This is a genomic window from Ruegeria sp. BHSA118 (assembly GCF_059613405.1).
This window is the reverse complement of record NZ_JBXWSM010000004.1, coordinates 53,663-80,651: the sequence shown is the minus strand read 5'-3', so window position 1 is coordinate 80,651 and position 26,989 is coordinate 53,663. Positions and strand designations below refer to the sequence as shown.

Here is a 26,989-nt window from a genome sequence, read left to right as displayed (position 1 = left end):
GCCTTGCTTTGGATCAACCCTTGGAAAACAGGCCCTGCAAGGCGCGTTTGATGATGCCCCGCGTCGAAGGTTTGTGCCTGTCCGAGAAGGGCAACGGGCGGCACACCTCCATCGCGGCCACACCCACACGGGCGCTGAGGGCCCCGTTGACCAGACCCTCTCCGAACCGGCGGGACAGCTTGCTCAGGACGGAACCGCCCAAGACGGGCTCCAGCAGATCATCGCCGACTGCCACCGCCCCCGTCGCCACCAGATGCACAAATACACCGCGGGTCAGACGCCAGCCGCCCAGCGTACCCGCCCGCCCGCCATAGATTTCCGCAACCCGGCGGATCATCCGCAATGACGCGGCCAGCGCGGTTATCACATCCGCAAGCGCCAATGGCACCAATGCGGTCACGGTTGCAACTTGCCGGGCCGCGGCCTCGACCTCGCGGCTGGCGGCTTCGTCCAGAGGCACCAACAGCTCAACTTCGGCAAGTTCCAGCAGAGCTGACGCATCGAACTGATCCGCCATCCGTTCGGTCAATCGTTCGCGGCCCCAGCGCGTATCTTCCCGGCCCTTATAGAATGCGATGATACGATTGGTGACTGCGCGGGCCTGAGCCAGATCGTCCTCTGCCAATGCGGTATCTGCGGCCCGACGCAGGCCATCCACGCGGGACAATCGCCCCAATGCGGCCAGTTCACGGACAGCAATCATAAGCGCCACAAGAACCAGCGCGGCGATCAATCCGGTTACGATCCAGCCCAATACGGGCGTCCGCGCCAACAGCGAGGTTGCAAATTCCCACGCGGCCACCGATATGGCCGCCCCGATCACTGCCAGAGCAAGCCCCCAGAACCAGCGCGCCAGAGCCGATGGTTTGCGCGCCGCCAGCCGGGCCGCGCTTTGCATCGCCTGCCCTTGTGGTTGCGCAATGTCCGGCACCGGCGGGGCCTTGGCGACATCGGCAGGGGGCTCATCCGTTTCAAGATCGATCAAAACCGGGCCTTTAGCCATTGATCACATCCTCGCTGCGCCAGACAAACCGTATGTCCGGCAGGTTTTCATCATTGTCCGCCCCATCGCTGCGGGCCACCTCGGCAAAGCCGTTACGCTCATAAAACCGGCAGGCTCGGGCATTGTCCTGAAACGCGTATAAGCCCAGCCGCCGTTGGCATGATTTCGCGTGATCCAGTAATTGCTGACCGATCCCCTGCCCCCGAGTTTGCGCATCCAGATAAAGTGAATGGATTTCACCCCCATTCAGCGCCAGAAACCCGACCACGCCTGTCTCTGCCTCGGCCACGGTCACCCATTCCAGATCAATCATTCGACCACAGAAAGCGATCGTCTCGGCGCAGCTGTGCAATTCAGGCATCCAGTCGTTTTCCAGGGCGAAATTGTGCAGGATCGACCCGATCGTGCCCGCATCCGTCGGGCGAGCGCGGCGCAGAATTGTCGTCACAACCGATCTCCGATCAAGAACTGTGCCGCCCTGTCCAGCCGGATATGCGGCGGGCCATCACCGGGTTTCAGCGACAGCTTTGCCGGGGCAAAGGCCATGAATCCGTAATCTTCGCCCAACCACACATCGGCCCCGTTTCGGGCCGGACCCAACAGATGCGCTGGATCCTCGGGCAATTCACCCGGGTAGAAGGCGGCCTGTTTGCCGCTGTCCAACAAAGTACCACGCACGCATGGTAGATCGGTTCCGTCGTGGCTGCGTATCTCTTCGGTCGTTGCACGCAGCGATGCCAGAGACAGGGCCTCGGTCCGGGCTCCGGCGAAATTCGCCCGATCACGTGCCTCACGCGTCAACGCCTCGATAATCGCGGTCAGGCGGGGATGCTGCGTGTGGTGCAGGTGGTCCGCTTTTGTCGCCGCAAACAGAATGCGTTCAACCCTTTTGCCCAACAGCAATTGGCCGAGCCACGCGTTCCGGCCGGGGCGAAAGGCCGACAGGATATCAGCCATGGCGCGGCGCATATCCTCGACCGCCAGAGGACCTTTGTGAATAGCGCCCAGCGCATCGACCAGAACCACCTGCCGGTCGATCCGCGAGAAATGATCCCGAAAAAACGGTTTCACGACCTGGGCTTTATAGGCTTCGTATCGCCGTTCCATTTCACGTTGAAGCCTTCTGCGCCGCGACGGGCCAGACACCACCAACGGCGCAAAGGTCAGAACCGGAGATCCGGCCAGATCCCCCGGCAGCAGGAACCGACCGGGGGTACAGTCGTAATACCCTGCTTCACGCGCCTGATTGAGGTAGGTCGTGAACGACGATGCCAGCGCCTGCGCGGTCGGCTCGTCATGTGCGCCGGACGGGTCTGTGGCATTGACCTGCCCCAGATACGCGGCTGCCTCCGAACGGGCCTCGATACGTGTCAGTGTTTCCCGAGACCAGTCTGCGTAAGATTTGTCCAGCAAGGCCAGATCCAGCAGCCATTCTCCGGGATAATCGACGATATCCAGATGGACCGTGCGCGGCCCCTGCAACCCGGCAAGCAGCCCGGCGGGGCGGGCTTTGAAGGACAAGCGCAATTCAGACACAGCGCGCGTGCTGTCTGGCCAGTGCGGTGTCGGTCCCGTCAGGGCAGACAGGTGCGATTCATAATCGAACCGGGGCACAGTGTCATCCGGTTGGGGTTGCAGAAAGGCGGCATTGATCCGCCCCTCCTGCTGCGCAACCAGCCCGGTCATACGGCCCCGATCCAGCAGATTGGCAACCAACGAAGTGATGAATACTGTTTTACCGGATCGCGCCAGCCCGGTGACACCCAAACGGATGACCGGCTCGAAAAATGTCTCGGACACGCTGTCGCCGATACTTTCGACGCCACGTGCAAGACTGTCTGCCAGTGAAGAGATGACCAATCCGCCGCCCCGCAATTATCGTTTCACCCAAGATAGGTAGAGGGTACCGCACATACCAGCGCTTTCGCCCCCTTGCCCGTTCCCGCGCTGCGCTGTACCAGCAGCACATGCCCAGATACGCGTTGAAAATCGAATACCAGGGGGAACCCTTTGCCGGATGGCAGCGGCAAAGGGATCAGCCGTCGGTGCAAGGTGCCATCGAACAGGCACTGTCCCGCATTCAACCGGGCCCGCATACGATTGCTGCCGCAGGGCGCACCGACGCCGGGGTTCACGCGTTGGGTCAGGTCGCCCATTGCGACATGGCCAAGGACTGGGACCCGTTCCGTCTGTCCGAAGCGCTGAACTATCACCTCAAACCGCAGCCGGTGGCGATCGTGGACGCCGCGCGCGTGACCGACGATTGGCACGCGCGGTTTTCAGCGGTGGAACGGCAATACCTGTTCCGCATCCTGATGCGACGCGCGCCTGCAACCCATGACAAAGGGCAGGTTTGGCAGATCAATCATCCGCTGGATGTCGAGGCTATGCAGGAAGGGGCGAACATGCTGCTGGGTCGCCATGATTTCACGACCTTCAGGTCGTCGATTTGCCAGGCCGCCAGCCCAGTCAAAACTCTGGATGAGTTGCGGGTTGAACAGGTTCAGGGCTTTTCCGGCCCCGAGGTTCATTTCCACGTAAGGGCTCGGTCATTCCTGCACAATCAGGTGCGCAGTTTCGTCGGAACGCTGGAACGTGTGGGCGCCGGAGCGTGGGCGCCGGAAGATGTGCGCGAGGCGCTGGAAGCTGCCGACCGTGCGGCCTGCGGGCCGGTGTGCCTGCCGCAGGGGCTGTATCTGGCGCGGGTCGGGTATCCGGAACCGGTGTTCGACTGACCTAAATCGCACGCAGCAGCAAACCACTTGCGATCACGGCAATGATCAGCCCGGCCACCAGTTCGATAGTTGGGGCCAGCACCGATGCGAACCGTGTGGCTGAGGCTGAGGCCAGCAGACCTCCGCGCAGGCCAAAGGACGTCCATCCCACCAACGTCGTCACCAGCGCCGTGCCCAATGCCATGGCAAAAGCCCCGGCGACACCGACCATCGCGATGCCCATCTGCCACGTAAGGATCAGCACGAACAATGCCCCTGTGCACGGTCGCGCCGCGATGCCCGCAATCAGGATCAGGGCCTCGCGCAGTGAACCAACACTTGCAACTTCTTGCGCAGTCGGGCCATGGCGGTGACCGCAATCTGAACAGACTTCTCCATCATGGTGGTGGTGATGCGTGTGATCGTTTTCGTGATGATGGTGCTCATGGGGCGACGTGGTATTCCGTCTCCTTGCGAAACTGCGCAAGGACCGGACCACCAGCCAAAGACCGATAAGGGCGATTGCACCATAGCTTATCGGAGCCATGACCTGTTCCGTCGTTCCAACAAGGCTTTCACGGGACATCTGGAACACCAGCACCCCGGCATAGACCAAGACGACGGCCGTCACCGCCTGCCCCAGGCTGGACAATACACTGATCGCCGATAACCGCCAGAAGGCGACGCGCCGACCCAAACCATAGCCCCCGATCAAGACCTTTCCGTGGCCGGGGCCGATGGCATGAAAGAACCCGTAGGCGAAACAGACTGTCAGCAGCGTTGCCACCGCCTCGGGTTGCTCGGCACGCGCGGCACGCAAGGACCGGGCGATCTGGTTCTGGAATTCTCGTTGCTCCCCCGCAGCCCAGGCCGCAAGACTGTCAAAGCCTCCGCTGCCCCAAAACCAGAGCAACAGGCCACAGGCAAGGGCAACTGGAACAATCAGGTAGCGGGACATGAAACACGGATCTCGGTCGCGAAGCTTTCACCGACCAGCGGAATATCGTTTTCCTCGAGGTCATAATCTGCGTCCAGGGTCAGCAGGAACGCCTGCATCTGTGCAAGTTGCCCATCGATGTCCGGGTCAAACCGGTCAATCTGGCACGCGGCGGGGCCCGTCACAGTCACGGGCCGCGTCACCTCGTAGGCGGTATAAAACGTCTCATCAAACGCTTTCGCAGACAGCGCGGTGGCCGCGACGGAACCGGCCTCCACCGCCCTGAGATGCGTGGTGACAACGCGCCCGTCTTCGACTGCCGCCTGCGCCTCCATCGGGCCTGACAGCGCGACGGGGTTTCCGTCTGCGGCAACGACAAGATCGCCGTTATATCCTTCCACCCACTGGGTGTCGAACCCGGTCAGAACCCGTTCTTCGCTTTCCGTCAGAACGCCGTCAGCATCCTGATCCAGCTTCATGTCTTCCAGAACCAGCAACGAGTAGAATTCGTCATACGCCCAGGTCACGCGAATATGGGTCAGTTGACCGGCGTCATCCACGATGAACTCCAGCCCGGTATCAATGAAAACATGCGGGTGGGCGTTGGCCTGCATCGGCAAACAAAGGATCAAAGTGGTTATAAGGTAACGCATAATCGCAAGATAGGTCTCCGTCCGCGTGGCGGCAACGACATTTTCAATCCCGATGCGAAATCCGGCTCAACATCAGGTCGGCGGAAACAGAACCAGTGTTTGCAGCGCTGTACCCACCGGACCTTGCGTATCAAAGAGGACGGACTGAGACATGCCGATGCCGGAAGGCTGCCAATGCGAAATCGATTTTGAGGCCAGCCAATCCGAAACCGGTTCACGGTGGATATGCACGGTCAGGTCCGTATTCATGAACCCCATTTCAGTGGTCGGCGCATTCCATGAGATACCGTTTCCGCAATCCGCCAACGGGCACAGGGCCTGTATGGGCGATTGATCCTCGCCCTGCAAAAGCTGCGGAGTACGCATCCAAATCGTTTTGGGCCCGGCACCCTGTTTTCCCCCTGCGGGATAGCGAATATCGCTGTAATGGGCAAAGCCTGGCAGGTCGTGGCGAATTTCACCTATCGGAAAAGGGCCATCGACAACGTCCTCTATTTTCGGCGCATCCATCCCGACATTCGGCACCTGCCCCAGATCGCGCCGCAAAAGATGCATGGTGGTGGCCGTGGCGCACAACGTATCGTCGAGATCGTGCACCGTGACCCGCGCGGTCCCGAGCGTCTTTGTGTGGCGTGTGGTCTCTGCCGCAACTCGAAGCCCGGTCAGCGGGAGCGGCCTCAGCAAATCGACAGTCAGTCGCGTCAGCATCTTCTCGGGGCCGATTTCGGTTTCTGCGGCCCGTACGATCAATCCGCTGACGGGCCCCGCGTGGCAATGTGCGGCGGACCAAGGCCCGCGCGCGGCATCGTTGCCAACAAACGCCCCGTCCTCGCGCTGATGAAAATAGGTCGTGTTGGTAAAGTCGAGCGCTTCGGCCATGTGATCCTCAGGTCTGTTCTTGCGCAAATCGTTTCAGCTTGTCTGAACCCAGGCGTTCAAACACTTTCCCGTTTCCGACTTTGCGGGCGATTATGTTGGACATGCGGGACTTGCGATCAGTTCCGCTTTCACCTTCAGGGAAACATGTGTCATCCATCCCAATGACCTCGGCCCAGGTCATATCAGCAACGTCTTGCAGATGATCATGAATTTGCGCGTCCAGGCTGAATGTCATGTTTTCGGAAATGTCCCTCTGAAGCACCGGGTCCGGGCTATACTTTTGCCGCAAGGATGGCTTAACTGCCCAGGCCCTGTCCACCGCAGTGACGGGACGTCACCACATCAAACTTATGCAGGAGCCGCACATGGCGTTGTTGATCGAAACCGGGCTGTCCAACTGGATAAGTGATGACGAAATTGCCCGCAGTTTACAGGTGGTGTTGCCGGATGCGGATATCCGCACTGCCCAAACGTTGGGAAACCCGGATGACATAACGATGCTGGCCGTGGTTGACATGCAACGTGACCACCCCACGCGACTGCCGAACCTGAAACTGGTTCAAAAGCTGGGCGCAGGGGTCGAGACCATTGTCAGCCATCCCGGTCTGCCCGGTCACGTTCGCATCGCCCGCCTGAAGCCTGACGCACCGGCACAGGGCATTGCCGAGTGGTTTCTGGCCTATATCCTGCGCGCTCAGCGACACATGGCGTTTCACGAAGCGGCCCAAACCCGCGCCGAGTGGTCCCCGCGCGCACCGGTTTTTACACCGGGCACCGTGGTCGGTGTTCTGGGTCTTGGCCACATCGGCGCCCGTACCGCGCGGATGCTGCACGCCGTGGGCTTTCAGGTGATGGGCTGGAGCCGTACGTCCAAAGCCATTGACGGCGTAACTTGCATGCATGGGCAGGACGCGTTGCCCGCACTTCTTGGCCAATGTGACCACGTTTGCGCAATCCTGCCCTCGACCCCTCAAACCGCTGGCCTGTTTGATGCCCGGATGCTGGCGGCGATGAAACCCGGCAGTCAGTTGCTGAACGCGGGCCGCGGAAATCTGATTGATGAGAGCGCGCTCATCGCGGCACTGGACGCAGGGGTTCCGGGGCATGCCGTGTTGGACGTCACCTCGCGGGAACCTTTGCCACAAGACAGCCCGCTATGGCGCCACCCCGGCGTGACGATCACACCACATGTTTCAGGCTGGCATCTGGGCGACGCCTTGTCGGATGTGGCCGAAAACTTCCGACGCCTCAGTTCCGGCGCGGCCTTGCTGCATGAAGTCGATCGTGATCAGGGCTACTGAATTCCGAGCTGATGATCAGGGCGTAAGGATCCAATTGCCTTTGCCGTCGTTGCAGCGGCGGGTTCGGATTTCCCTGCTCTGATCACCGCCGTCCGGCTGAATCACATGCTGAAGGCCTACGCAATTTCCCTGTACCGATTGCACCCGGATTGTCCCTTTGGAACCCGTGTCGTCATTCTTCCATGAGCGTTCCTGACCCACGGATGGCGTACCACTGGTCAAGAGCGCTTTCGAGGCTGCGTTAACCACTTCGAAATCTGCCGGAGACAACCCCATCTCGGCTATGATTCGGGACAGAGGCTTGGCCTCGACCACGGTGTTCATCAATAGAATGCCGCATGCGGCGACGGCGGTATAACTTGGGGCATTCATGGCGGCCTCGCAGAGCTGAAATCATTTGTGGTCAAGGTTATACCCCTAACCCGGCAGGGCCAAGCCCCCGGCACGTACCTTCGAAACATACCAACAACCCTGTCTGCGAGACCCCTGTTCGCAAGCCCGCAACACAGGCGATCCGGGGTGGGTCAGGCATTGGCGGCACAGGGGCTGCAACCGACATTTGCCATTGCCGACAGCTCGCCGATAACATCTGGCCGACGGGGTGCGCCGCAAATTTCTGACCTTGGGGCTTCACAGGCGGGCCTGAATTTGCTGAAATCCAAGTAAATTCTGATTTTGAGCACTGGAGATTGTTCCATGAAACTACGCCCTGCCCTGCTGGCCGTCGCGGCACTCGCTTCATCCGCGGCCCTTTTTGCATCTCCCATCTCGGCCAAGGAAGAAACCAAATCCGTCTTCGTCATGAGCCGCACTTGGGCGGTGACACAGGTTTCCGACGCGCCGGTCGTCTATCGCGCCACGCGTGACAACAACAACCTCAACCCATTCGGCCCGCCACCGCGCCTGCGCACCGTTCAGGCCATAGCCGCGATTCAGCAGGCAACCGGATGCAAACCGATTGTGGCCAGCATGTATCAGAACATCTCGGGCCAGTTTTTCTCGCAGGTCAGCTGCAACTGACACAGCGTCAGATCAGGCATTGAGGTCGCCCGACCGGCCTGCCATAGCTTGCGCATGAAACTCGCAATAAACGGATTCGGCCGCATCGGCCGCACGATCCTGCGGCAGGTTCTGGCCCTGCCGGAAGGGTCAGATATCGAGTTGGTGCTGATCAATGACATCGCGCCGCTGGACACCTGTGCATATCTGTTCAAATACGACAGCACGTTTGGCCCCTATTCCGGCGATGTGTCCACAGGAGACGCTGCGCTGATCGTGGATGGGCACGCAATTCCCATGACCCACAGCGCTGATCTGACCCGCGTTGATCTCTCGGGCGTTGACGTCATGCTGGATTGTACGGGTATCGCCCGCAGTTCGGACGTTGCCCGTCGCGGTTTGTCTGCGGGCGCAGGCAAAGTGCTGATCTCGGGCCCCTCCCCCGCTGCTGATATCACCATCGTTTTGGGTGCGAACGAAGACCAGTTGGGCAGCGCCCGGATTGTGTCAAACGCATCCTGCACCACCAATGGGCTGGTGCCACTGGTCAAGGTCATCGACGATATCGGCGGTATCGTATCGGGGCACATGACCACCATCCACTGCTATACCAACAGCCAACCCATGGTCGATGCCCCGCGCGGCGACCTTGCCCGTTCCCGGGCGGGGGCGCTGTCGATGGTTCCGACCACATCGAGCGCGATGCACCTGATCGATGTCGTCCTTCCGCATCTGGCCGGTCGTATCTCGGGCGCGGCTGTCCGCGTTCCCACGGCCAGTGTGTCAGCCGTGGACCTCGTGGTCACATTGCAGCGCGGCATGAGCGTCGAAACCTTCGATCAAGCCTTGAAACAGGCCGTTGCTGCATCGCCTGTGCTTGGCTGGACGGATTTGCCGCTGGTCTCGTCCGACCTGCGGGCCCGCCCTGAATCGCTGGTCATTGCCGCGCCCGAGACCCGTATGGTGGGCGAAAATCAGGTCAGGGTCTTTGGCTGGTACGACAACGAATGGGGATTCTCGGCGCGAATGCTGGACGTGGCCCGCCTTATGGCAACCGAATAGCCGGGCGGTGACCTCAACACAATTTGGCCCAAAAAAACGCGTCTCATGGATAATTCCTTTCCCCATCCGCTTGCAGATGCTCTAACCTGAATTCAAAGGGCCGCGCATGGCGCGGGCAAGAGAACTGGAATTGGGACAGTTGGGGCAATTCATGCAAAGGAGCAAGCGGCAATGCCGTCTGGGGCGCTGGCTGATGGCCGCAGTTGTGAGTTTGGCCCCAACCACACTGGCGGCGCTGGAAACGTCTCTCACCGCCCCCGGCGCATCGAAAGAACTGGTTGAACGCCTCAAGCAGACATCCTCGGTAACCACGGCTGAGGAACGCGGCCTCGACACCCCGCTTGAAATCCTCTCGGCAGCCTTGTCGGATTACCGTACGATCGTGCAAATCCTGTACGATGAAGGGTATTTCAGCCCGGTCGTCAGCATCAAGCTTGATGGACAGGAAGCGGCCGAGCTGAGCTCTCTCACGGTGCCTGCACAAATAAACCGCGCTGCGATTACCGTTGAAACCGGGCCAAGCTTCAAATTCGGCACCGCCATTGTTCAGCCCCTGGCCCCTGAAACGGAACTGCCCGAAGACTTTGCCCCCGGGAAACTGGCGACGACCGGTGCCATTCAACAGGCCTCCTCGGCCGGTGTTCAGGGATGGAGGGACGCGGGTCACGCAAAAGCCGGGATTGCGGGACAGACGATCATCGCGCGCCACGCCCAAGCCCGTCTGGATGCCCAGATCGACCTTGACCCCGGGCGCAGGCTGACATTTGGCAAAATGTTCATCAAGGGCAATTCAGATGTGCGCCACAGATCCATCGAAAAGATCGCCGGATTCCCAAGCGGAGAGGTCTATTCCCCCGAGAAAATCCAGAAGGTGGGAACACGGTTGCGCCGGACCGGCACGTTCAACGTAGTCTCGTTGCAGGAACGAGAGACCCCAAACCCCGATGGTACACTGGATTTCGACGCCACGTTCGAAGACCTGCCCAAACGTCGGTTGACCTTTGGTGTCGAACTGGCCTCTCGTGATGGTGTGGATGTGACTGCGACGTGGACCCATCGCAATATGTTCCGGCGCGCGGAACGTCTGCGCTTCGAAGCGGCGGTTCGAAATATTGGCGGCGCAGAGGATATTGATGGCCGGATCGGGCTGCGTCTGGATCAACCTGACCGGCTTGGACCTGATGACAACACCTTCTGGAGCGCCCTGCTGGAACGCCGCAACACGGAAAACTACAACGTGACGGTGGCTTCGCTGGCCTATGGTGCGCGCCGAACGTTCTCGGACAATCTTTACGCCGAGGCATCGGCCGGGTTCCAGTGGTCGGACGCCGATGACGCATATGGCAGCGGGCGCAAGTTCAGGTATTTCATCGTGCCGTTCAGATCCGAATGGGATGAGCGTGACAGCAAAGTCAGTGCAACGCGGGGTTTCTATCTGGATTCCCAGATCATGCCTTTTGTCGGCTTTTCCGGCAGCGACACCGGAATTCGTCTGTTTTTCGACGGTCGTGCCTATACCAGCCTTGGCACCGGAGGACGGGTTGTGCTGGCGGGGCGGGCGCAACTGGGATCGGTGATCGGCCCACCCGCAAATGGCGTCACGCCTGACTTTCTGTTCTTCTCGGGCGGTGCGGGAACCGTTCGCGGGCAGCCCTATGAAAGCCTCGGCATTCCGGTCGGAAGCGGCGTCGCGGGCGGCAAGTCATTTATTGGCTTGTCCGGCGAGATCCGAGGCAAGGTGACCGACAGCCTGTCGCTGGTCGGGTTTTACGACTACGGTGTCGTCGATACATCTTCCTTTGTCGGCAGCGGCGCGGAAGACCACTCGGGCGCCGGTATTGGTGTAAGATATGATCTGGGCGGGTTTGGCCCCCTGCGTTTTGATCTGGCCTATCCTGTCAGCGGTCCCACCGGGGACGGGCTACAGTTCTATATCGGGATAGGACAGGCATTTTGAGACGGCACCTTTCATATCCTCTGCTGATCGCCGCGCTGGCAATCGTGCCTGTGGCCGGACATCCGCAGGAGGACGAAGGCGGCAGCATGATCGAGCGGTTCCTACAGGACACACTGTCGGGCGACGATCAGAACGTCACCGTCAAAGGCTTGCAAGGTGCACTGAGTTCACGTGCCACGATTGCCGAGATCACGGTTGCCGATGACGAAGGGGTCTGGCTGACCATAAAGGACGCCGAACTTGACTGGAACCGGCTGGCTTTGATCCGTGGGCGGTTCTCGGTCAATGCCTTGACTGCACAAGAGATCGACGTTGCCCGCGCGCCGGGCACCACCACCAAAGATACGCCGCCGCCAACCGCAGAAACAAAAGGCTTCCAACTGCCTGAACTGCCCGTAGCCATCGAAATCGGTGAAATTCGCATCGACGAGCTGGCTTTGGGCCAACCCCTGATCGGAGTGGCCGCAGAACTGGCGGTCAGCGGCAACCTGTCACTGGCCGACGGAACGCTGGACACCAACCTTGATATCACCCGGCTGGACCGGGCAGGCGATGAGATCAAGTTGGCCGCGGGCTTTCAGAATTCAAACAGCCAGATCGATCTTGATCTTCAGGTGACAGAGGCAGCGGGCGGCCTGATCTCGACCGCTCTTGAAATGCCGGATACCCCACCTATCGCTCTGACAGCGAAAGGGTCCGGGCCCGTGACCGATTTTACGGCCGATATCGGCCTCAGCAGCGATGGTCAGCCTCGGGTGACAGGGCAGGTTCGGTTGCGCTCGGCCCCGACTGCGGCGACAAGCGCGGAAGAGGGCATTGCCTTTACTGCCGATCTCGGCGGTGATCTGACACCTTTTGTCGCCGAAGAAATGGATACGTTTTTCGGTGCCAAAACACAACTTTATGTGGATGGGCGAACCCAACCTGAAGGCGCGCTGGAAATTGACGAACTGGAGTTTTCATCACAAGCACTGAACCTGAAAGGCCAGTTACAGTTGGCGGCAGGTGGGCGATTGCAACTCGCGGCCCTGCAAGGACGCATAACGCCACCGGAGGGTGAAAGGGTAACTCTTCCAGCCTCGGGCGGTGACACGTCCGTTGGAGCGGCACAGATTTCGGCGCTGTACGACGAAAAAAACGGCAATCACTGGGACCTGAGCCTGACTGCGAACGCCGTGCAGGCCGAGCAAGTTAATTTGGAGCGCGCGCAAATTACTGCTCACGGGACCTTGGAACAGGGCGTAGTGCTGAAAATCAATGGCAATCTGCAGGCCGCGTTGGACGGAATTGATCTGGCGGACGAGGCCCTGAATGCAGCAATAGGCGACCTCGTCACTCTGGATGGCACCTTTGACTATGGCAGTGACCAATCCTTGAACCTGACCGGTCTCGAACTGGTTGGTTCGGATTACGAATTGGGTGTCGACGCATTGGTCAGCGGCCTGTCCACCGGTTTGGCCATCGACGGCACCGCCACTCTGGAAGCCACGGATCTGTCCCGGTTTTCGGAACTGGCCCAACTGGAGCTGGGAGGCCAGGTCTCGGCCCGGGTGACCGGTCAGGGCTCGCCACTGGAAGGCAGTTTCGACGGCACACTGGAGGTTGAAGGAACTGACCTCTCGACCGGGCGTGATGACATCGATCCGGTGATCAAGGGCAACACAGCAATAACGCTCGACGCCAGGCGTGGCGCAGATGGCGTAACCATCCGAGATTTCACCCTGATCGGTGAAACCTTGCGCGCCCAGGCCGACGGCACCGTAACGACCCCTGATGGCAACGTGACGATCGATGGTCAGGCAACGGTCAATTCCCGGGACCTGTCCGTGTTTTCGGGCCTTGCCAAAAGTGAACTTGGGGGTGCAGTGCAAGCAAAACTGAACGGAAAGGGAACCGTTCAGACACTGGAGTTTGACGGCACAGCCAGCGTATCGGGCCGGGATATCAAGACCGGTCTGACCGAGATCGACCCGCTGTTGGTCGGTCGCAACGAGATCACGTTCGACGGTGCGCTGAGCCAGGAACAGATTGTGATCCGCGACGCATCGGTGAACGGTTCAGCGCTGACCGCCAAAGCCTCTGCCACCATAGACGACCCAAGGAAAGCCCTTGCCATTGACGGGCAGGTCAATCTGAACATCCCGGACCTGTCACCGTTTTCAAGTCTTGCAAAACGCGATCTGGCAGGGGCGATCCGAGCGGATGTTGCCGGCAAGGGCGCAGTCGGCAGCAAGGCGTTCGACGTAAAAGGCAACTTGGCGGCGGACGATATCAAAACCGGGATCGACGCCGTTGACGACCTGATCCGGGGGCGAACGAACCTGACCGTGGACGCGATGAACAACGATGAAGGTCTGGATATCCGTACGTTCCAACTGATTGGAACCGCCCTTTCGGCGAGCGCATCGGGCAAGCTGAACCGAGACGCCGGCGGTTTGGACTTTTCCGCCAAACTGGATGACCTTGCCCGTCTGTCGCAAACCTTGTCCGGACCGCTGAACCTGAGCGGGAACGTCGCTCCGACCGGCTCTGGGCTGGAAGGCACTGCCCGCCTGGACGGGCCTGACAGCTCTTACGCCAGCCTTCAAGGAACGGTTGACCGGAATGGCTCGGCTGATGTGGATTTTGACGCCGAATTGAACCGGATCGAGCGGTTCGTTCCCGAATTTCCCGGCACTGTGGCAGCAAAGGGAACGGCCAAGCGCGATAATGGTGTCTGGACGATTGACGCCAAGGCGCAAGGGCCTGCCGACATAGACACCACGTTGGCCGGCACCTTTGATGAAACCAGCGGTCAGGCGGATTTGAAAGCACAGGGCGGCATCAACCTTGGGATCGCGAATGTCTTCATCACACCCAACAAGATCGACGGGTCAGCGCGCTTCGATCTGGCACTCAAAGGTGCTCCGGCGCTGGCGTCGCTGAGCGGATCGGTCACCACTTCGGGCACATCCCTTGCCATTCCGGGTGCTGGCCAGACCATTACCGGGATCAGTGGTCAGGTGGATCTGGCGCAAAGCCGCGCAAACATAAAACTGAATGGCGGAGTTCGGGCGGGCGGCAACTTTACCGTCAACGGGCCTGTTGACCTGACCCCTCCGTTCAACGCCCAGATTACCACCACCCTGAACAATCTCGTGCTGACAGACCGGTTGCTGTATGAAACCACCCTGAACGGTCAGATTGCCATGACCGGGGCGTTGGCCGGAAACAGTTCGCTGGCCGGTCAGATCACGTTTGACGAAACCAACATCAACCTTGCCGCCGCGTCCGGCGCCGTAGGCGCGGCACCTATCCCCGACATCCAGCACATCAACGAGAGTCGCGCCGGTTTCATCACGCGAGAGCGGGCCGGATTGGTCGTAACCAAAGGATCGGAGAAAAGCGCATCCCGTATTGCGCTGGATATCAGCCTTCTTGCACCCAAGGCGGTTTTCGTCAGAGGGCGCGGGGTGAACGCAGAACTGGGCGGTCGAATATTCATCGGCGGCACCACTGCTTCTGTTGTTCCGTCCGGTCAGATCGAACTGATCCGGGGGAATTTCGACATTCTGGGCCGCAGATTGGCACTGACCAAGGGGATCGTCACATTGCAGGGCGACCTGACCCCGTATATCGAGTTCGAATCTTCAGCCAGCACGTCGGACGGCACCGCGACGATCGAAATTGCCGGCCCGCTGGATTCACCTGAGGTCAATGTGTTTTCCGACCCCGAACGTCCGGCTGAAGAAGCGCTGGCAATGTTGCTGTTCGGGAACCGGTTTTCAGAAATCTCGCCTTTCCTGATCGCGCAAATGGCAGCATCACTGGCGCAGCTTAGCGGTGCGGGTGGGGATGCAACCAAAGGTCTCCGCGACTCCACCGGAGTCGACACGGTCGACATAGGGGCTTCCGAAAGCGGCGCGGGCCGTTTGGGCGCGGGCGCATACTTGGGTGAAAACCTCTATACGGACTTCACCGTGAACACCGAAGGTGACACCGAAGTGAACCTGAACCTCGATGTCACGGACAATTTCACGGTGCGCGGTACGGTCGATGGCCGAGGGGAAACCGGCCTGGGTCTGTTCTTCGAGCGTGACTATTGACCAGCCGTCAATAAAAGCTGCGTTGAGCCATCCGTTTGTTTCGCACCAGCAGGTGACGGGTGTTCAAATTGCCTTATGGACGCCTGGTTCCGATTTCGTTGGTGGTCGTGATGCCATCGCCAGTGCGGAAATTTACGTGGTGCCGCGGCCAATTGAAAACCCAACGAATTGCCGGGGCAAGTCAGATGGGGCTGCCGTTCGAACGACGGCGCGGCAAAGAAAAAAGCGGCCCCCTTCCAGAGGCCGCCCTTGTTCAGTCTGGCCGCGATCTTATTCCGCAGCCTTCGCATCCTCGATCTTTTCGACACGAATGGCCGAGAATTTGAATTCGGGGATCTTGCCGTAAGGGTCGATGGCCGAGTTCGTCAGGATGTTCGCCGCCGCTTCGACATAGGCAAACGGGATGAACACCATGTCTTCGGCGATGGCCCGGTCGGCGCGCACCATGATTTCAATCGAACCACGACGCGTGGTCAGGCGGATCATTTCGCCCGGTTCAATCCCCATCAGCTTCAGCGTGCGCGGGTTCATCGAGCAGTTGGCCTCTGGCTCGACCGCGTCAAGAACCTTTGCCCGGCGGGTCATTGAACCCGTATGCCAATGTTCCAGCTGACGGCCGGTGGTGGCAATCATCGGGTATTCATCATCAGGCGCCTCATCAGGCGGGATGACATTGGCCGGAGTGAACCTTGCTTTGCCGCCCGCGCGGGGGAAACCATCGCCGAACACAATAGACTGGCCGGGATCGCTTTCGCTGAGCGACGGATAGGTGATCGTCTCGGTTTCCAGCCGTTCCCACGTGATATTGTCAAGCGACTGCATGGTCAGTTTCATCTCGGCAAAAACCTCGGACACATCGGTGTAATCCCAGTTCAGCCCGATGCGCTGCGCCAGTTCGACCGTGATCTTCCAATCCTCTCGCGCTGCACCCGGAGGCGCCACGGCCGGACGGACACGTTGCACCTGACGGTTGGTGTTCGACACCGTACCGTTCTTTTCATACAGCGCCGAGGCCGGCAGGATGATATCGGCATAGTTCGCGGTTTCGGTCAGGAAGATGTCCTGCACGATCATCAGGTCCAGCTTGGCCAGGGCCTCACGTGCGTGGCCAACATCCGGGTCGGACATGGCCGGGTTTTCACCCTGAATGTACATGCCCTTGATGTTGCCTGCATAGGCTTGGTCGATGATCTCGGTGACGGTCAGACCCTTCTCGTTCGAGAAATCGCCCGATTTCCAGACATTGGTGAACTGCGCGCGAATGCCGTCATCGGTAACCGTCTTGTAGTCCGGCAGGAACATCGGGATCAGCCCGGCGTCTGATGCGCCCTGCACGTTGTTCTGGCCCCGCAGAGGGTGCAGACCCGCGCCGGGCTTGCCGACGTTCCCTGTCATCAGGGCCAGCGAGATCAGGCAGCGCGAATTGTCGGTCCCGTGGATATGCTGGCTGACGCCCATACCCCAGAAGATCAGACCAGCCTTGGCCTGCGCAAAAGTACGCGCGACGCGACGCAGCTGATCGGGGTCGATGCCGCAGATCGGTGCCATCGCCTCGGGCGTGAACTGGCGCAGGTGCTCCTTCTCGGCCTCCCAGTTCTCGGTCCAGCGATGGATATACTGGCTGTCATAAAGCTCTTCCTCGACGATCACGTTCATGATCGCGTTCAGCATCGAGACATCGGCACCGGGCCGGAATTGCAGCATTTCGTCCGCGAATTTGCGCATGCCGACGCCGCGCGGGTCCATCACGATCAGCTTGCCGCCGCGCTTGGCGAACTGCTTGAAATAGGTCGCGGCGACGGGGTGGTTTTCAATCGGGTTCGACCCGATGATGATGGCCACATCGGCATTCTCGATCTCGTTGAAGGTCGCCGTCACCGCGCCCGAACCCACGTTCTCGATCAGAGCGGCCACAGACGACGCGTGGCACAAACGGGTGCAGTGGTCCACGTTGTTGTGGCCAAAGCCCTGCCGGATGAATTTCTGGAACAGGTACGCTTCTTCGTTGGTGCACTTGGCCGAACCAAAGCCCGCAACGCTGCGCGGGTCTTGGTCGCGCAGGGCCATCAGTCTGGTGGCCGCCAGATCCATCGCCTCTTCCCAGGTCGCTTCGCGGAAATGGGTCGACAGGTTGCCCGGATCAACGTTCAGACCTTTTGCCGGTGCATCCTCGCGCCGGATCAGCGGTTTGGTCAGGCGGTGCGGGTGGTGGATATAGTCGAACCCGAACCGGCCCTTGACGCACAGACGGCCTTCGTTGGCGGGGCCGTTGATGCCCTCGACATATTTGACTTTGCCGTCCTTGACCTTGAGGCTGACCTTGCAGCCCACCCCGCAGAAGGGGCAGACGCTTTCGGTTTCGGAATCGTAATCCTTGCTGTCGCCGTGCTGCTGGTCGTCCAGCACGGTGGCGGGCATCAGCGCGCCGGTCGGGCAGGCCTGAACGCATTCACCGCAGGCCACGCAGGTTGATGCGCCCATCGGATCGTTCTGGTCGAACACCACCTGCGCGGTATGCCCGCGCCCGGCCATGCCGATCACGTCATTGACCTGCACGTCGCGGCAGGCGCGGACGCAGAGGTTGCAGTTGATGCAGGCATCCAGATTGACCCGCATCGCCACATGGCTGTCATCCAGCAGCGGGATCTTCTCGGGCTCTTTCGCCGGAAAGCGGCTGTCGCTGACATCGTTCAGCTTGGCCATATCCCAGAAATGGCTCGAGGCATCGTGCGGCTGCTCGGGCTGGTCGGCCACCAACAGTTCCATGACCATGGCGCGCGATTTCTCGGCGCGGTCGGTGTCGGTTTTCACCACCATCCCGTCAGCCGCCGGACGGATGCACGAGGCGACCAGCGTACGCTCGCCTTCCACCTCGACCATGCAGGCGCGGCAGTTGCCATCGGGTTTGTAGCCCGGCGCCGGTTTGTGACACAGATGCGGGATCACCAGTCCACGGCCATTGGCCGCTTCCCAGATGGTGGTGCCTTCGGGCACGGTGACGTCATCGCCGTTCAGATTGAAGGTGACGGTCTTGTTTGGGCTTGCATCAAGCATGGCTCTGTCTCCCTCAGATTTCTTCAGCGAAGTGTTTCATGACCAGACGGATCGGGTTCGGGGCCGCCTGCCCCAGACCACAGATCGAGGCATCGCCCATCACCTGGCACAGATCTTCCAGCAGGTCGGTATCCCACTTCTCGGCCTGCATCAGCTTGACCGCCTTTTCGCAGCCCGCCCGGCAGGGCGTGCATTGGCCACAGCTTTCGTCCTCGAAGAACCGCAGCATGTTCAGCGCCGCATCGCGGGCCGTGTCCTGATCGGACAGAACCACAACCGCAGCAGACCCGATGAAGGTGCCCAGCGGCTGTAGGGTGTCAAAATCGAGCGGGACGTCGTCGATGCTGGAGGGGAGAAGACCTGACGACGGCCCGCCCGGTTGATACGCCTTGAACACATGACCTTTGGCCATGCCCCCGGCTGCATCAATCACGTCAAGAATGGTCGACCCTGCCGGCAACAGGTAGACGCCGGGTTTCGCCACCCGGCCCGAGACCGAATAGCTGCGCAGCCCCTTGCGGCCATTCTTTTCAACTGAATTGAGGATCTCCGGACCTTCCCGGCATATCTTGGACACCCAGTAGAGCGTCTCGACATTGTGCACCAGCGTCGGGCGTCCAAAGACGCCGACCTGCGCCACGAAGGGCGGGCGGTGACGCGGCAGGCCCTTTTTGCCCTCGATCGATTCGATCATCGCGGACTCTTCACCGCAGATATAAGCACCGGCACCCCGGCGTAGGTCGATATAACCCGGCTCAACGATTCCGGCCTCTTCCAGCGCAGCAATCTCGCGCCGCAGAACTTCCAGAACGGCTGGATATTCGTCGCGCATGTAGATGAAGCAGGTCTCTGCCTCGACCGCCCAGGCGGCGATCAGCATACCTTCGAGGAAAACATGCGGCGAACGCTCCAGATAGTAGCGATCCTTGAATGTACCGGGCTCGCCCTCGTCCCCGTTCACGGCCAGATAGCGCGGGCCGTCATTCATGCGGACAAAGCCCCATTTCTTGCCCGACGGGAAACCGGCGCCGCCCAAACCGCGCAGGCCCGAGGCCAGAACCTGTTCCTGAACCTCTTCCCAGTCGCCGCCCTCGCGCAGCTCTTTCAGCTTGGCGTAGCCGCCGTTTTTGACGTAGGCCGCGAAGGTTTCGTAATCGGGTAGATGAGCATGGGTGTCATCGGCAGCAATCGCAGCCTGCACCTTTTCGGGGGTCGCGTGGTCGATATGGTTGTGCCCGATTTCCAGCACCGGAGCGGTGTCGCAACGGCCCATACAGGGCGCGCGCAGCACACGAACTTCGGAAGGATCAAGCCCATCTTCCAGCGCCTTTTGCAGTTGTCGGGCACCTGCCATCTCACAGGACAGGGAATCACAGACGCGAATGGTCAGCGCGGGGGGCGGTGTTTCACCTTCTTTCACCACGTCGAAATGGGCATAGAAGGTCGCGGTCTCAAAGATCTCGGCCTGCCCGATCCGCATCTCGACGGCCAGCGCGGCGATGTGGTCGGCGCTGATATGGCCGTGCGTGTCCTGAATCAGGTGCAAATACTCGATCAACAGGTCGCGGCGGCGTGGACGATTGCCCAACAGGCGCGCAATTTCGGCCTGTGCTTCATCCGTAAACTGACGGCCTTTGGGCGTGTGCCGCCCCTTGCCTTTACCTGACTTCCAGACGCCCTTGGGTGCGCCTGATGGCTTGGTGTCTAATGGTGCCATGATGCCCTCCGATTCAGACCCCGTGTCTCATCAGGCCAGCATATCGTCAAATCGCTTTTTGCAATCGCACGATAACGACACCTTATCACCGTAAAGACGTCACCACAGCGCGTAGTGCCTGCACCGTTGGCAGTTCAGGATCTCGGCTCAGGGTGGCCAGACAGATCGGTTTGCTGACAATCGGATCGACCAGCGGCAGCACCTTTGTCCCCTGCAACTCGCCCAATGCCCGAATAAGCACACGCGGCACAACCGTGGCGGCCAGCCCCTCGCGTGCCATCACCATCGACGCGGTAAATCCGCTGGTTTCGGCAACGACGTCCGGGTGCAGCCCCTGTTCGGCAAAGATACGATCCAGAATACGCCGGTTTTGCATCTGCGGCTCAAGCAGGCTCAGCGGAAATTCAGCCACGCGCGCCCAAGGCAATGGGCCGGTTTCGTCCGTCATATGCGACGGAACCAGCAGAACATAGGTTTCCTCGTACAAAGGTTGCACCTGTCGCAGATCGGTCCCGATGCTGTCGCCATACGTTATCCCGGCGTCCAGGCTTCCTTCGTCCAGCCGGTGTTGAATGGCGGTGGCAGACATGGTTTCGATGCGCGTAACGATGCGCGGATGCGCTTGCCGAAAGCGTTTGGTGAGGCGCCCGGTAAAGGCGATGGCCGTCGGAATCACGCCAAGGATCAGCGTACCGGTGATCTCGCCCCTGTTGGCCAGCACCTGCTGTTCGAGTGCTTTGGTGTCATCGAGAATACGACGCGCCCGCTGAACGATCATCTCGCCCTCTTCGGTCAGGCCCTGAAATCGGTTGGCGCGGCGGACGATGGACACGCCCAGTCTCTCTTCAAGATTGCGAATGCGCATCGAGAACGCGGGTTGAGATATCCCGCATTCCTCGGCCGCCTTTGCAAAATGCCGATGCCGTGCCAAGGCACTGAGCAATTGCAGGTCGCGAATTTCGATCATCTCAGGGCATTCCTGTTGGCAGGTCGTTCGTCAGAGTATCGGATATTCGACGGCAGAGAAAAGAGCGCTTAAATTGCGCGGGCTGCGACTTGTGATTCCCGAACTCAAGTCATTTACCATGCAGGAACAGTTAATTGTATGACGTCATCGACCAAGCGAAACAAAGCTGACAAAACCCGGAAATTATCTTAGCTTCCAGAGGCGGAGGTTTCAGGATGACGGAACGAATAACAGGTGGGTGCAAATGTGGCCTGGTTCGCTATGAAGGCACCCGACTTGATGTACCAATGTTTCGCTGTCACTGTCGCGACTGCCAGCAACTCACAGGTTCCGGGCATTCAGAGATGATGCCTTTGGTCCGTGACTCTTTTGAAATAAGTAGTGCTTGCAAAACGTACGAAATGCTGGGCGAGTCGGGCAACCCAACGTTCAGCGGCTTCTGCCCGAACTGTGGAGCGCAACTTACAAGGCGCAGCAGTCTTATGGATGATCGTATCTATGTTCACGCATCATCGCTAGATGATCCGCGAAAATACAATCCAGAAAAATCAATCTATCAAGAGTCTGCGCAATCTTGGGATGCAACCTCAGTCGTCGGACAGACTTGAAAGCACAGGACAGTTCATTTCCCGATTTGAGTTGGCGGGCCTCGATACGTCAATACGATTGCGGATTGTGGCGCACCCTTAAGTATTGAACAAAAAGTGCATCACATCGCCATCCTTGACGACATAGCTTTTCCCCTCGGCCCGCATCTTGCCTGCCTCTTTCGCCCCTTGCTCGCCGTTGCAGGCAACAAAGTCTTCATAGGCGATGGTCTCGGCGCGGATGAATCCCTTTTCGAAATCACCATGAATGACACCAGCCGCCTGCGGTGCAGCGGTGCCGGTGCGGATGGTCCAGGCGCGGGCTTCTTTCGGGCCGACCGTAAAATAGGTTTCCAGCTTGAGCAGATCGTAACCGGCACGGATCAGACGGTCGAGACCGGGTTCTTCCAGACCCATTTCCTCAAGGAACATCTGTGCCTCGTCCGCTTCAAGCAGGCTGATCTCTTCCTCGATCTTGGCGCTGATGATGACGTGAGAGTTGCCCTGGGCGGCAGCCATCTCGGCAACTTTTGCCGAGTATTCGTTGCCCTCAGCGGCTTCTTCCTCGGACACGTTACAGACATAAAGAACCGGCTTGGTGGTCAACAGCTGCAACATCTTCCAGGCCTTGGCATCCTCGTCCGAAACCTCGACCAGTCGTGCTGGCTTGCCGCTTTCCAGCATCACTTGCGCTTCGGCAAGCAGGCGGTCCTGCTGTTGCGCCTCTTTGTCGTTGCCTTTCAGCTTGCGCACCAGGTTGGCGCGGCGCTTTTCAATGCTTTCCAGATCGGCGAGCATCAGCTCAGTCTCGATAGTGTCGGCATCGGCCACCGGATCGACGCGGCCATCAACATGCGTTACGTCGCCGTCTTCGAAACAGCGCAGCACGTGGGCAATCGCGTCCGTCTCGCGGATATTGGCCAGAAACTGGTTGCCCAAGCCTTCACCCTTCGACGCGCCCTTCACCAGGCCCGCAATGTCCACAAAGGTCATGCGTGTGGGAATGATCTGTTTCGAGCTTGCAATCGCCGCCAGCTTATCCAGCCGCTCATCCGGCACGGCCACATCACCGACATTGGGCTCAATCGTGCAGAACGGGAAGTTCGCGGCTTGCGCGGCAGCGGTTTTGGTCAACGCATTGAACAGGGTCGACTTGCCCACGTTCGGCAGACCCACGATTCCCATCTTAAAGCCCATAACGGCCTCCTGCATAGAATACGAACGCAGCTTCTATGCAGGTCCGCATCAATGCGCAAGTGATTGCCGGGCTACTTTGTTTGAGTCCCTTCGGCCACATCACGAAATTGTTCTCGAATCGTGTTCTTGTCGGTTCTGAAAAACGAAGGATAGAATGAACAAATGGCATAACATGACCAATTAAAATGGCAGAAAGACAATAATGGAAAAGCTCCTTCTTGCGGCCGTACTGACGGTCTCTACATTTGCTACAGCCCAGGCGCAGACGGTTGTTTTTGGTGCCGGGTATTCAGATTTTTCCGAGGCGACGTCCGAAGATCAGGCACTGATTGCTCTCGAATATCAGCACACTCCTTTTCACCAGGCAACTCGGTTCAGTGCTGGCTGGGGTGCTGCGTTTTCTGTGGACGAAGACGGGGATACGCATATCGGTGTTGGGCTGGTCGGGCTGTATTCTCTGGGTGAGCGCTGGTTCGTTGAAGGCAGTGTCATGCCGGGGTACTTCAATGCCAGCAACGACCAGAACGACCTGGGCGGAGACTTTCAGATCCGCAGCCTTTTGGGCCTTGGATACAACCTGAACAACGGCAACAGAATGTCAGTTGCGATCACGCACAAATCTAACGCCAGCACCAACGATGAGAACCCTGGCGTAAACGCGGTTTTGCTGCGGTATCATCTGGGCTTCTGACCTATTCCTGCGTTGGCGGGATTGATTTTCGGTCAAAGTTTCTGCACACGGGTCCAAACCCGATTGCAAGGACATCCGATGACCCGTATCGACGCTAAGTTTGCCGCCCTGAAAGCCGAAGGAAAGAAGGCTTTTGTTGCCTATGTGATGGCAGGGGACCCAGACTATGACACCTCGCTCGACGTGGTCAAAGGCCTGCCCGGCGCGGGTGTGGACATCATCGAACTTGGTTTGCCCTTCACTGATCCGATGGCTGATGGCCCTACCATTCAGGCGGCGGGCCAACGCGCGCTGGATGGCGGGATGACGTTGCAGCGCACATTGGATCTGGCCCGTGCTTTCAGGGAAACAGACGACACAACGCCAATTGTCCTGATGGGGTACTACAACCCGATTTACAGCCGGGGTGTTGAGGCCTTTCTGGCCGATGCCAAAGATGCCGGAATTGACGGGTTGATCATTGTCGATCTGCCGCCCGAGGAAGACGAAGAGCTTTGCCTGCCTGCTCAGGCGGCCGGGCTGAACTTCATTCGTCTTGCAACACCTACCACGGATGACCAGCGCCTGCCGCGCGTTCTGCAAAACACCTCGGGCTTCGTGTATTACGTGTCAATCACAGGCATCACCGGCGCAGCCGAGGCGCAGGCAACCGATGTGGCCCCCGAGGTTGCCCGCATCAAGGCCGCAACCGAGCTGCCGGTGATTGTGGGCTTTGGCATCAATACGCCCGAGAAATCCCGCAACATCGCGTCCGTGGCAGATGGTGCCGTAGTCGGATCGGCGATCGTCAGCCAGATCGGTGCAGGCAAACCGGTCTATGAAGTGTTGGATTTTGTAAAGTCCCTTTCGGATGGCGCCCATAGCGCCTGATCCGGCAGATAAAACAACACAGTCAAAAGCCTGCCGCAGACTGGTCTGGGGCAGGCTTGTGACTGCCCAATGCCGGGGCAGATCATTGCAGGCTTTGACGTGCATTGGTAAGGAAAACGAACCAGTAAGTTCGGAGGTCTGAGTCATGCCTGTAATAACCAACATTGAAGACCTCAGGCACATTTACGAGCGCCGCGTGCCGCGGATGTTCTACGATTACGCTGAAAGCGGCAGCTGGACGGAACAGACATTCCGCGAAAACAGTTCCGATTTTGAAAAGATCCGCCTGCGCCAGCGGGTTGCCGTTGATATGTCCGGCCGTTCGACTGCCTCGGAAATGATTGGTCAGAAGGTGTCGATGCCGGTCGCGCTGGCCCCGGTCGGTTTGACGGGGATGCAGCATGCGGACGGAGAAATGAAGGCCGCCAAAGCCGCCGAGGATTTTGGTGTTCCCTTTACCCTTTCCACAATGTCGATCAACTCGATCGAAGACGTGGCCGAGCACACCGACAAGCCGTTCTGGTTCCAGCTCTACACGATGAAGGACGCTGATTATGTCAGCCGTCTGATCCAGCGGGCCAAGGACGCCAGGTGTTCGGCACTGGTGATCACGTTGGATCTGCAAATTCTGGGCCAACGGCACAAGGACCTGAAAAACGGCCTGTCCGCACCACCCAAACTGACCGCAAAGACCATCGCAAACCTGATGACCAAATGGGCCTGGGGCATTGAAATGCTGGGGGCCAAACGGCGCGAGTTCGGCAATATAGTGGGACATGTGCAAGGTATCTCGGACGCGTCTTCGCTGGGGGCCTGGACCGCTGAACAGTTCGACCCCACCCTTGACTGGAACAAAGTCGAAAAACTGATGGAGCAGTGGGGCGGAAAGGTGATCCTGAAAGGGATACTCGACGCGGAAGATGCCAAAATGGCTGCCAAGCTGGGAGCGGATGCCATTGTCGTGTCGAACCATGGCGGGCGTCAGCTGGACGGCGCGCTCAGCTCGATCCGGGTATTGCCCGAGATCATGGACGCTGTCGGCAATGATGTCGAAGTGCATCTGGACAGTGGTATCCGCTCGGGTCAGGACGTGCTCAAAGCCTTGGCGCTGGGGGCCAAGGGGACGTATATCGGACGCGCATTTGTTTATGGGCTGGGCGCCATGGGTCAGAAAGGCGTCACCACCGCGCTTGAGGTGATCCAGAAGGAACTTGATACAACAATGGCGCTGTGCGGTGAAAAAACCGTCGGCGCGCTGGGGGCGCATAATCTTCTGGTACCAGAAGATTTCGGTGGTCGTTGGCAAGGCTGAGCCCGCGGGAGATTTGGGGCTCTGCCCCCGCCGCCCGTTCCGGGCGTCTCCCCCGGGATATTTGTGGCCAGATGAAGCAGCGGACCCTGCACTCATCTGACAAAGAACACTCCGAAGCGCGCGGTTGAGCCATACAGAACGACAAGCTGTGATTTCCCCCTTTCCAAACCGGATGAATCGAGATAAGGACGCGGCTTCACGCGGGTATACAGCCTTGGAGGATACCCGCCCTAACATTGGAGAATTATCATGGCTGGAGAGATTCCTGATCTCGTAGCTCTGGAACGGACGGGGACAGGCAAGGGCGCCGCTCGCAAAACTCGCCGCGAAGGCATGGTTCCGGGCGTAGTATTTGGCGGCGACAAAGATCCGTTGCCGATTCAGATTCCGTTCAACGAACTGTTCAAGCGCCTGAAAGCCGGTCGCTTCAAGTCGACCCTGTGGAACCTGAAGGTCGAAGGCCATGAAGACGTTCGCGTCATCTGCCGCGATGTTCAGCGTGATGTCGTCAAAGACCTGCCGACCCACCTGGACCTGATGCGCCTGCGCCGGACCACCAAGATCGCGTTGTACATTCCGGTTGAGTTCATCAACGAAGATGCAGCCCCCGGCATCAAGAAGGGCGGCGTTCTGACCGTTGTCCGCCCGGAAGTCGAGCTGTTGTGCACCGCAGGTGACATTCCTGAGAAGATCACCGTTGATGTGGCCGGAATGAACATCAACGACGTCGTCACCATTTCGTCGGTTGAACTGCCCAAAGGCACCAAGCCGACCATCGACCGCGACTTCGTGATCGCAAACGTCTCGGCACCGACTGGTCTGTCGACAAGCGACGACGAAGAAGGTGAAGAAACAGAAGTTGCAGTCGACGAAGTCGAAGTCGTCGGCAAAGAAGAAGAATAAATCCGGATCAAACGTCTGGATTTTGAAACGGGGTTCTGACGAGCCCCGTTTTTTTATGGCCAAGACGCGCGGCGCCGGCTGGATTTCCATGGCAATTCCGG

At 59.4% G+C, this 26,989-nt stretch carries 23 protein-coding genes; 11 read left to right on the top strand and 12 right to left on the bottom strand.

The annotated features are described in order from the left end of the window. Positions 1 to 13 precede the first annotated feature (13 nt). Genes AC2FNN_RS02405 through AC2FNN_RS02395 form a run of 3 tightly spaced genes read right to left on the bottom strand, consistent with a single transcriptional unit; the run spans position 14 to position 2,863 of the window. Positions 14 to 1,003: a YcjF family protein gene (locus AC2FNN_RS02405; RefSeq protein ID WP_496756348.1), complete on the bottom strand. Its 990-nt coding sequence runs from the start codon at positions 1,001 to 1,003 to the stop codon at positions 14 to 16. Continuing rightward, entirely contained in the window at positions 996 to 1,451 is a 456-nt protein-coding gene (locus AC2FNN_RS02400; RefSeq protein WP_496756346.1) for a GNAT family N-acetyltransferase, read from the bottom strand. Before AC2FNN_RS02400 ends, AC2FNN_RS02405 begins: the two co-directional genes overlap by 8 nt. Then, positions 1,448 to 2,863: a YcjX family GTP-binding protein gene (locus AC2FNN_RS02395; protein ID WP_496756344.1), complete on the bottom strand. Its 1,416-nt coding sequence runs from the start codon at positions 2,861 to 2,863 to the stop codon at positions 1,448 to 1,450. The genes AC2FNN_RS02400 and AC2FNN_RS02395 overlap by 4 nt, the downstream gene beginning before the upstream one ends. A gap of 107 nt (positions 2,864 to 2,970) precedes the next feature. Between AC2FNN_RS02395 and truA the strand changes: the two genes are divergently transcribed. Then, complete coding sequence (gene truA / locus AC2FNN_RS02390; RefSeq protein WP_496756343.1) at positions 2,971 to 3,738, top strand: tRNA pseudouridine(38-40) synthase TruA; 768 nt, start codon at positions 2,971 to 2,973, stop codon at positions 3,736 to 3,738. Between the two features lies 1 nt (position 3,739). Here the strand turns inward: truA and AC2FNN_RS02385 are convergent, their stop codons facing one another. From AC2FNN_RS02385 to AC2FNN_RS02370, 4 genes are all read right to left on the bottom strand, one after another. After that, positions 3,740 to 4,675 carry a nickel/cobalt transporter gene (locus AC2FNN_RS02385; protein ID WP_496756342.1) on the bottom strand — a complete coding sequence of 312 codons (936 nt, stop codon included), beginning with the start codon at positions 4,673 to 4,675 and terminating at the stop codon, positions 3,740 to 3,742. Next, positions 4,660 to 5,307: a DUF1007 family protein gene (locus AC2FNN_RS02380; RefSeq protein ID WP_496756340.1), complete on the bottom strand. Its 648-nt coding sequence runs from the start codon at positions 5,305 to 5,307 to the stop codon at positions 4,660 to 4,662. Before AC2FNN_RS02380 ends, AC2FNN_RS02385 begins: the two co-directional genes overlap by 16 nt. Positions 5,308 to 5,379: 72 nt before the next feature. After that, positions 5,380 to 6,186: a thioesterase family protein gene (locus AC2FNN_RS02375; RefSeq protein WP_496756339.1), complete on the bottom strand. Its 807-nt coding sequence runs from the start codon at positions 6,184 to 6,186 to the stop codon at positions 5,380 to 5,382. A 7-nt stretch (positions 6,187 to 6,193) separates the two neighbouring features. Continuing rightward, positions 6,194 to 6,421 carry a hypothetical protein gene (locus AC2FNN_RS02370; protein ID WP_496756338.1) on the bottom strand — a complete coding sequence of 76 codons (228 nt, stop codon included), beginning with the start codon at positions 6,419 to 6,421 and terminating at the stop codon, positions 6,194 to 6,196. 130 nt (positions 6,422 to 6,551) lie between these two features. On the opposite strand from AC2FNN_RS02370, the gene AC2FNN_RS02365 reads away from it, so the two are divergent. Continuing rightward, positions 6,552 to 7,487 carry a 2-hydroxyacid dehydrogenase gene (locus AC2FNN_RS02365; protein WP_496756336.1) on the top strand — a complete coding sequence of 312 codons (936 nt, stop codon included), beginning with the start codon at positions 6,552 to 6,554 and terminating at the stop codon, positions 7,485 to 7,487. A gap of 15 nt (positions 7,488 to 7,502) precedes the next feature. Here AC2FNN_RS02365 and AC2FNN_RS02360 read toward each other — a convergent pair whose 3' ends face one another. Continuing rightward, positions 7,503 to 7,859, bottom strand: a complete 357-nt coding sequence (locus AC2FNN_RS02360) for a hypothetical protein (protein WP_496756335.1) — start codon at positions 7,857 to 7,859, stop codon at positions 7,503 to 7,505. Between the two features lie 324 nt (positions 7,860 to 8,183). Between AC2FNN_RS02360 and AC2FNN_RS02355 the strand changes: the two genes are divergently transcribed. From AC2FNN_RS02355 to AC2FNN_RS02340, 4 genes are all read left to right on the top strand, one after another. Beyond that, the gene (locus tag AC2FNN_RS02355; RefSeq protein ID WP_170344942.1) at positions 8,184 to 8,507 is read left to right on the top strand and encodes a hypothetical protein; all 324 of its coding nucleotides are present in this window, start codon (positions 8,184 to 8,186) and stop codon (positions 8,505 to 8,507) included. A 54-nt stretch (positions 8,508 to 8,561) separates the two neighbouring features. Then, positions 8,562 to 9,548: a type I glyceraldehyde-3-phosphate dehydrogenase gene (locus AC2FNN_RS02350; protein ID WP_496756333.1), complete on the top strand. Its 987-nt coding sequence runs from the start codon at positions 8,562 to 8,564 to the stop codon at positions 9,546 to 9,548. 193 nt (positions 9,549 to 9,741) lie between these two features. Continuing rightward, positions 9,742 to 11,505, top strand: coding sequence for an autotransporter assembly complex protein TamA (locus AC2FNN_RS02345; RefSeq protein WP_496756389.1), 1,764 nt, complete (start codon positions 9,742 to 9,744; stop codon positions 11,503 to 11,505). Beyond that, a complete protein-coding gene (locus tag AC2FNN_RS02340) occupies positions 11,502 to 15,590 on the top strand; it encodes a translocation/assembly module TamB domain-containing protein (protein WP_496756332.1) in 4,089 nt (1,362 codons plus the stop codon). The genes AC2FNN_RS02345 and AC2FNN_RS02340 overlap by 4 nt, the downstream gene beginning before the upstream one ends. A 270-nt stretch (positions 15,591 to 15,860) precedes the next feature. Here the strand turns inward: AC2FNN_RS02340 and fdhF are convergent, their stop codons facing one another. From fdhF to AC2FNN_RS02325, 3 genes are all read right to left on the bottom strand, one after another. After that, positions 15,861 to 18,644, bottom strand: a complete 2,784-nt coding sequence (gene fdhF, locus AC2FNN_RS02335; protein ID WP_496756330.1) for a formate dehydrogenase subunit alpha — start codon at positions 18,642 to 18,644, stop codon at positions 15,861 to 15,863. 13 nt (positions 18,645 to 18,657) lie between these two features. After that, positions 18,658 to 20,361: an NAD(P)H-dependent oxidoreductase subunit E gene (locus AC2FNN_RS02330; RefSeq protein WP_496756329.1), complete on the bottom strand. Its 1,704-nt coding sequence runs from the start codon at positions 20,359 to 20,361 to the stop codon at positions 18,658 to 18,660. A gap of 85 nt (positions 20,362 to 20,446) precedes the next feature. Then, positions 20,447 to 21,328: a LysR family transcriptional regulator gene (locus AC2FNN_RS02325; protein WP_496756328.1), complete on the bottom strand. Its 882-nt coding sequence runs from the start codon at positions 21,326 to 21,328 to the stop codon at positions 20,447 to 20,449. 215 nt (positions 21,329 to 21,543) lie between these two features. Here AC2FNN_RS02325 and AC2FNN_RS02320 point away from each other — a divergent pair, with 215 nt between their 5' ends. Further along, positions 21,544 to 21,936: a GFA family protein gene (locus tag AC2FNN_RS02320; protein ID WP_496756327.1), complete on the top strand. Its 393-nt coding sequence runs from the start codon at positions 21,544 to 21,546 to the stop codon at positions 21,934 to 21,936. A 78-nt stretch (positions 21,937 to 22,014) separates the two neighbouring features. On the opposite strand, the gene ychF is transcribed toward AC2FNN_RS02320, so the two are convergent. Further along, positions 22,015 to 23,112, bottom strand: a complete 1,098-nt coding sequence (gene ychF, locus AC2FNN_RS02315) for a redox-regulated ATPase YchF (RefSeq protein ID WP_496756325.1) — start codon at positions 23,110 to 23,112, stop codon at positions 22,015 to 22,017. 202 nt (positions 23,113 to 23,314) lie between these two features. Between ychF and AC2FNN_RS02310 the strand changes: the two genes are divergently transcribed. From AC2FNN_RS02310 to AC2FNN_RS02295, 4 genes are all read left to right on the top strand, one after another. After that, positions 23,315 to 23,803 carry an acyloxyacyl hydrolase gene (locus tag AC2FNN_RS02310; RefSeq protein WP_496756324.1) on the top strand — a complete coding sequence of 163 codons (489 nt, stop codon included), beginning with the start codon at positions 23,315 to 23,317 and terminating at the stop codon, positions 23,801 to 23,803. 78 nt (positions 23,804 to 23,881) lie between these two features. After that, entirely contained in the window at positions 23,882 to 24,673 is a 792-nt protein-coding gene (trpA, locus tag AC2FNN_RS02305) for a tryptophan synthase subunit alpha (protein WP_496756323.1), read from the top strand. 145 nt (positions 24,674 to 24,818) lie between these two features. Beyond that, positions 24,819 to 25,985 carry an alpha-hydroxy acid oxidase gene (locus tag AC2FNN_RS02300; RefSeq protein WP_496756321.1) on the top strand — a complete coding sequence of 389 codons (1,167 nt, stop codon included), beginning with the start codon at positions 24,819 to 24,821 and terminating at the stop codon, positions 25,983 to 25,985. A gap of 249 nt (positions 25,986 to 26,234) precedes the next feature. Continuing rightward, entirely contained in the window at positions 26,235 to 26,888 is a 654-nt protein-coding gene (locus AC2FNN_RS02295; protein ID WP_496756320.1) for a 50S ribosomal protein L25/general stress protein Ctc, read from the top strand. Positions 26,889 to 26,989 lie beyond the last annotated feature (101 nt).

Bases quoted from the DNA above. Each gene is read 5' to 3' on its own strand.
- trpA (WP_496756323.1), top strand. From the start codon at position 23,882: ATGACCCGTATCGACGCTAAGTTTGCCGCCCTGAAAGCCGAAGGAAAG.
- AC2FNN_RS02405 (WP_496756348.1), bottom strand. From the start codon at position 1,003: ATGGCTAAAGGCCCGGTTTTGATCGATCTTGAAACGGATGAGCCCCCT.
- AC2FNN_RS02385 (WP_496756342.1), bottom strand. From the start codon at position 4,675: ATGTCCCGCTACCTGATTGTTCCAGTTGCCCTTGCCTGTGGCCTGTTG.
- fdhF (WP_496756330.1), bottom strand. From the start codon at position 18,644: ATGCTTGATGCAAGCCCAAACAAGACCGTCACCTTCAATCTGAACGGC.
- AC2FNN_RS02345 (WP_496756389.1), top strand. From the start codon at position 9,742: ATGGCCGCAGTTGTGAGTTTGGCCCCAACCACACTGGCGGCGCTGGAA.
- AC2FNN_RS02320 (WP_496756327.1), top strand. From the start codon at position 21,544: ATGACGGAACGAATAACAGGTGGGTGCAAATGTGGCCTGGTTCGCTAT.
- AC2FNN_RS02330 (WP_496756329.1), bottom strand. From the start codon at position 20,361: ATGGCACCATTAGACACCAAGCCATCAGGCGCACCCAAGGGCGTCTGG.
- AC2FNN_RS02360 (WP_496756335.1), bottom strand. From the start codon at position 7,859: ATGAATGCCCCAAGTTATACCGCCGTCGCCGCATGCGGCATTCTATTG.
- AC2FNN_RS02375 (WP_496756339.1), bottom strand. From the start codon at position 6,186: ATGGCCGAAGCGCTCGACTTTACCAACACGACCTATTTTCATCAGCGC.
- AC2FNN_RS02300 (WP_496756321.1), top strand. From the start codon at position 24,819: ATGCCTGTAATAACCAACATTGAAGACCTCAGGCACATTTACGAGCGC.
- AC2FNN_RS02355 (WP_170344942.1), top strand. From the start codon at position 8,184: ATGAAACTACGCCCTGCCCTGCTGGCCGTCGCGGCACTCGCTTCATCC.
- AC2FNN_RS02325 (WP_496756328.1), bottom strand. From the start codon at position 21,328: ATGATCGAAATTCGCGACCTGCAATTGCTCAGTGCCTTGGCACGGCAT.
- AC2FNN_RS02295 (WP_496756320.1), top strand. From the start codon at position 26,235: ATGGCTGGAGAGATTCCTGATCTCGTAGCTCTGGAACGGACGGGGACA.
- AC2FNN_RS02370 (WP_496756338.1), bottom strand. From the start codon at position 6,421: ATGACATTCAGCCTGGACGCGCAAATTCATGATCATCTGCAAGACGTT.
- AC2FNN_RS02350 (WP_496756333.1), top strand. From the start codon at position 8,562: ATGAAACTCGCAATAAACGGATTCGGCCGCATCGGCCGCACGATCCTG.
- ychF (WP_496756325.1), bottom strand. From the start codon at position 23,112: ATGGGCTTTAAGATGGGAATCGTGGGTCTGCCGAACGTGGGCAAGTCG.
- truA (WP_496756343.1), top strand. From the start codon at position 2,971: ATGCCCAGATACGCGTTGAAAATCGAATACCAGGGGGAACCCTTTGCC.
- AC2FNN_RS02310 (WP_496756324.1), top strand. From the start codon at position 23,315: ATGGAAAAGCTCCTTCTTGCGGCCGTACTGACGGTCTCTACATTTGCT.
- AC2FNN_RS02365 (WP_496756336.1), top strand. From the start codon at position 6,552: ATGGCGTTGTTGATCGAAACCGGGCTGTCCAACTGGATAAGTGATGAC.
- AC2FNN_RS02380 (WP_496756340.1), bottom strand. From the start codon at position 5,307: ATGCGTTACCTTATAACCACTTTGATCCTTTGTTTGCCGATGCAGGCC.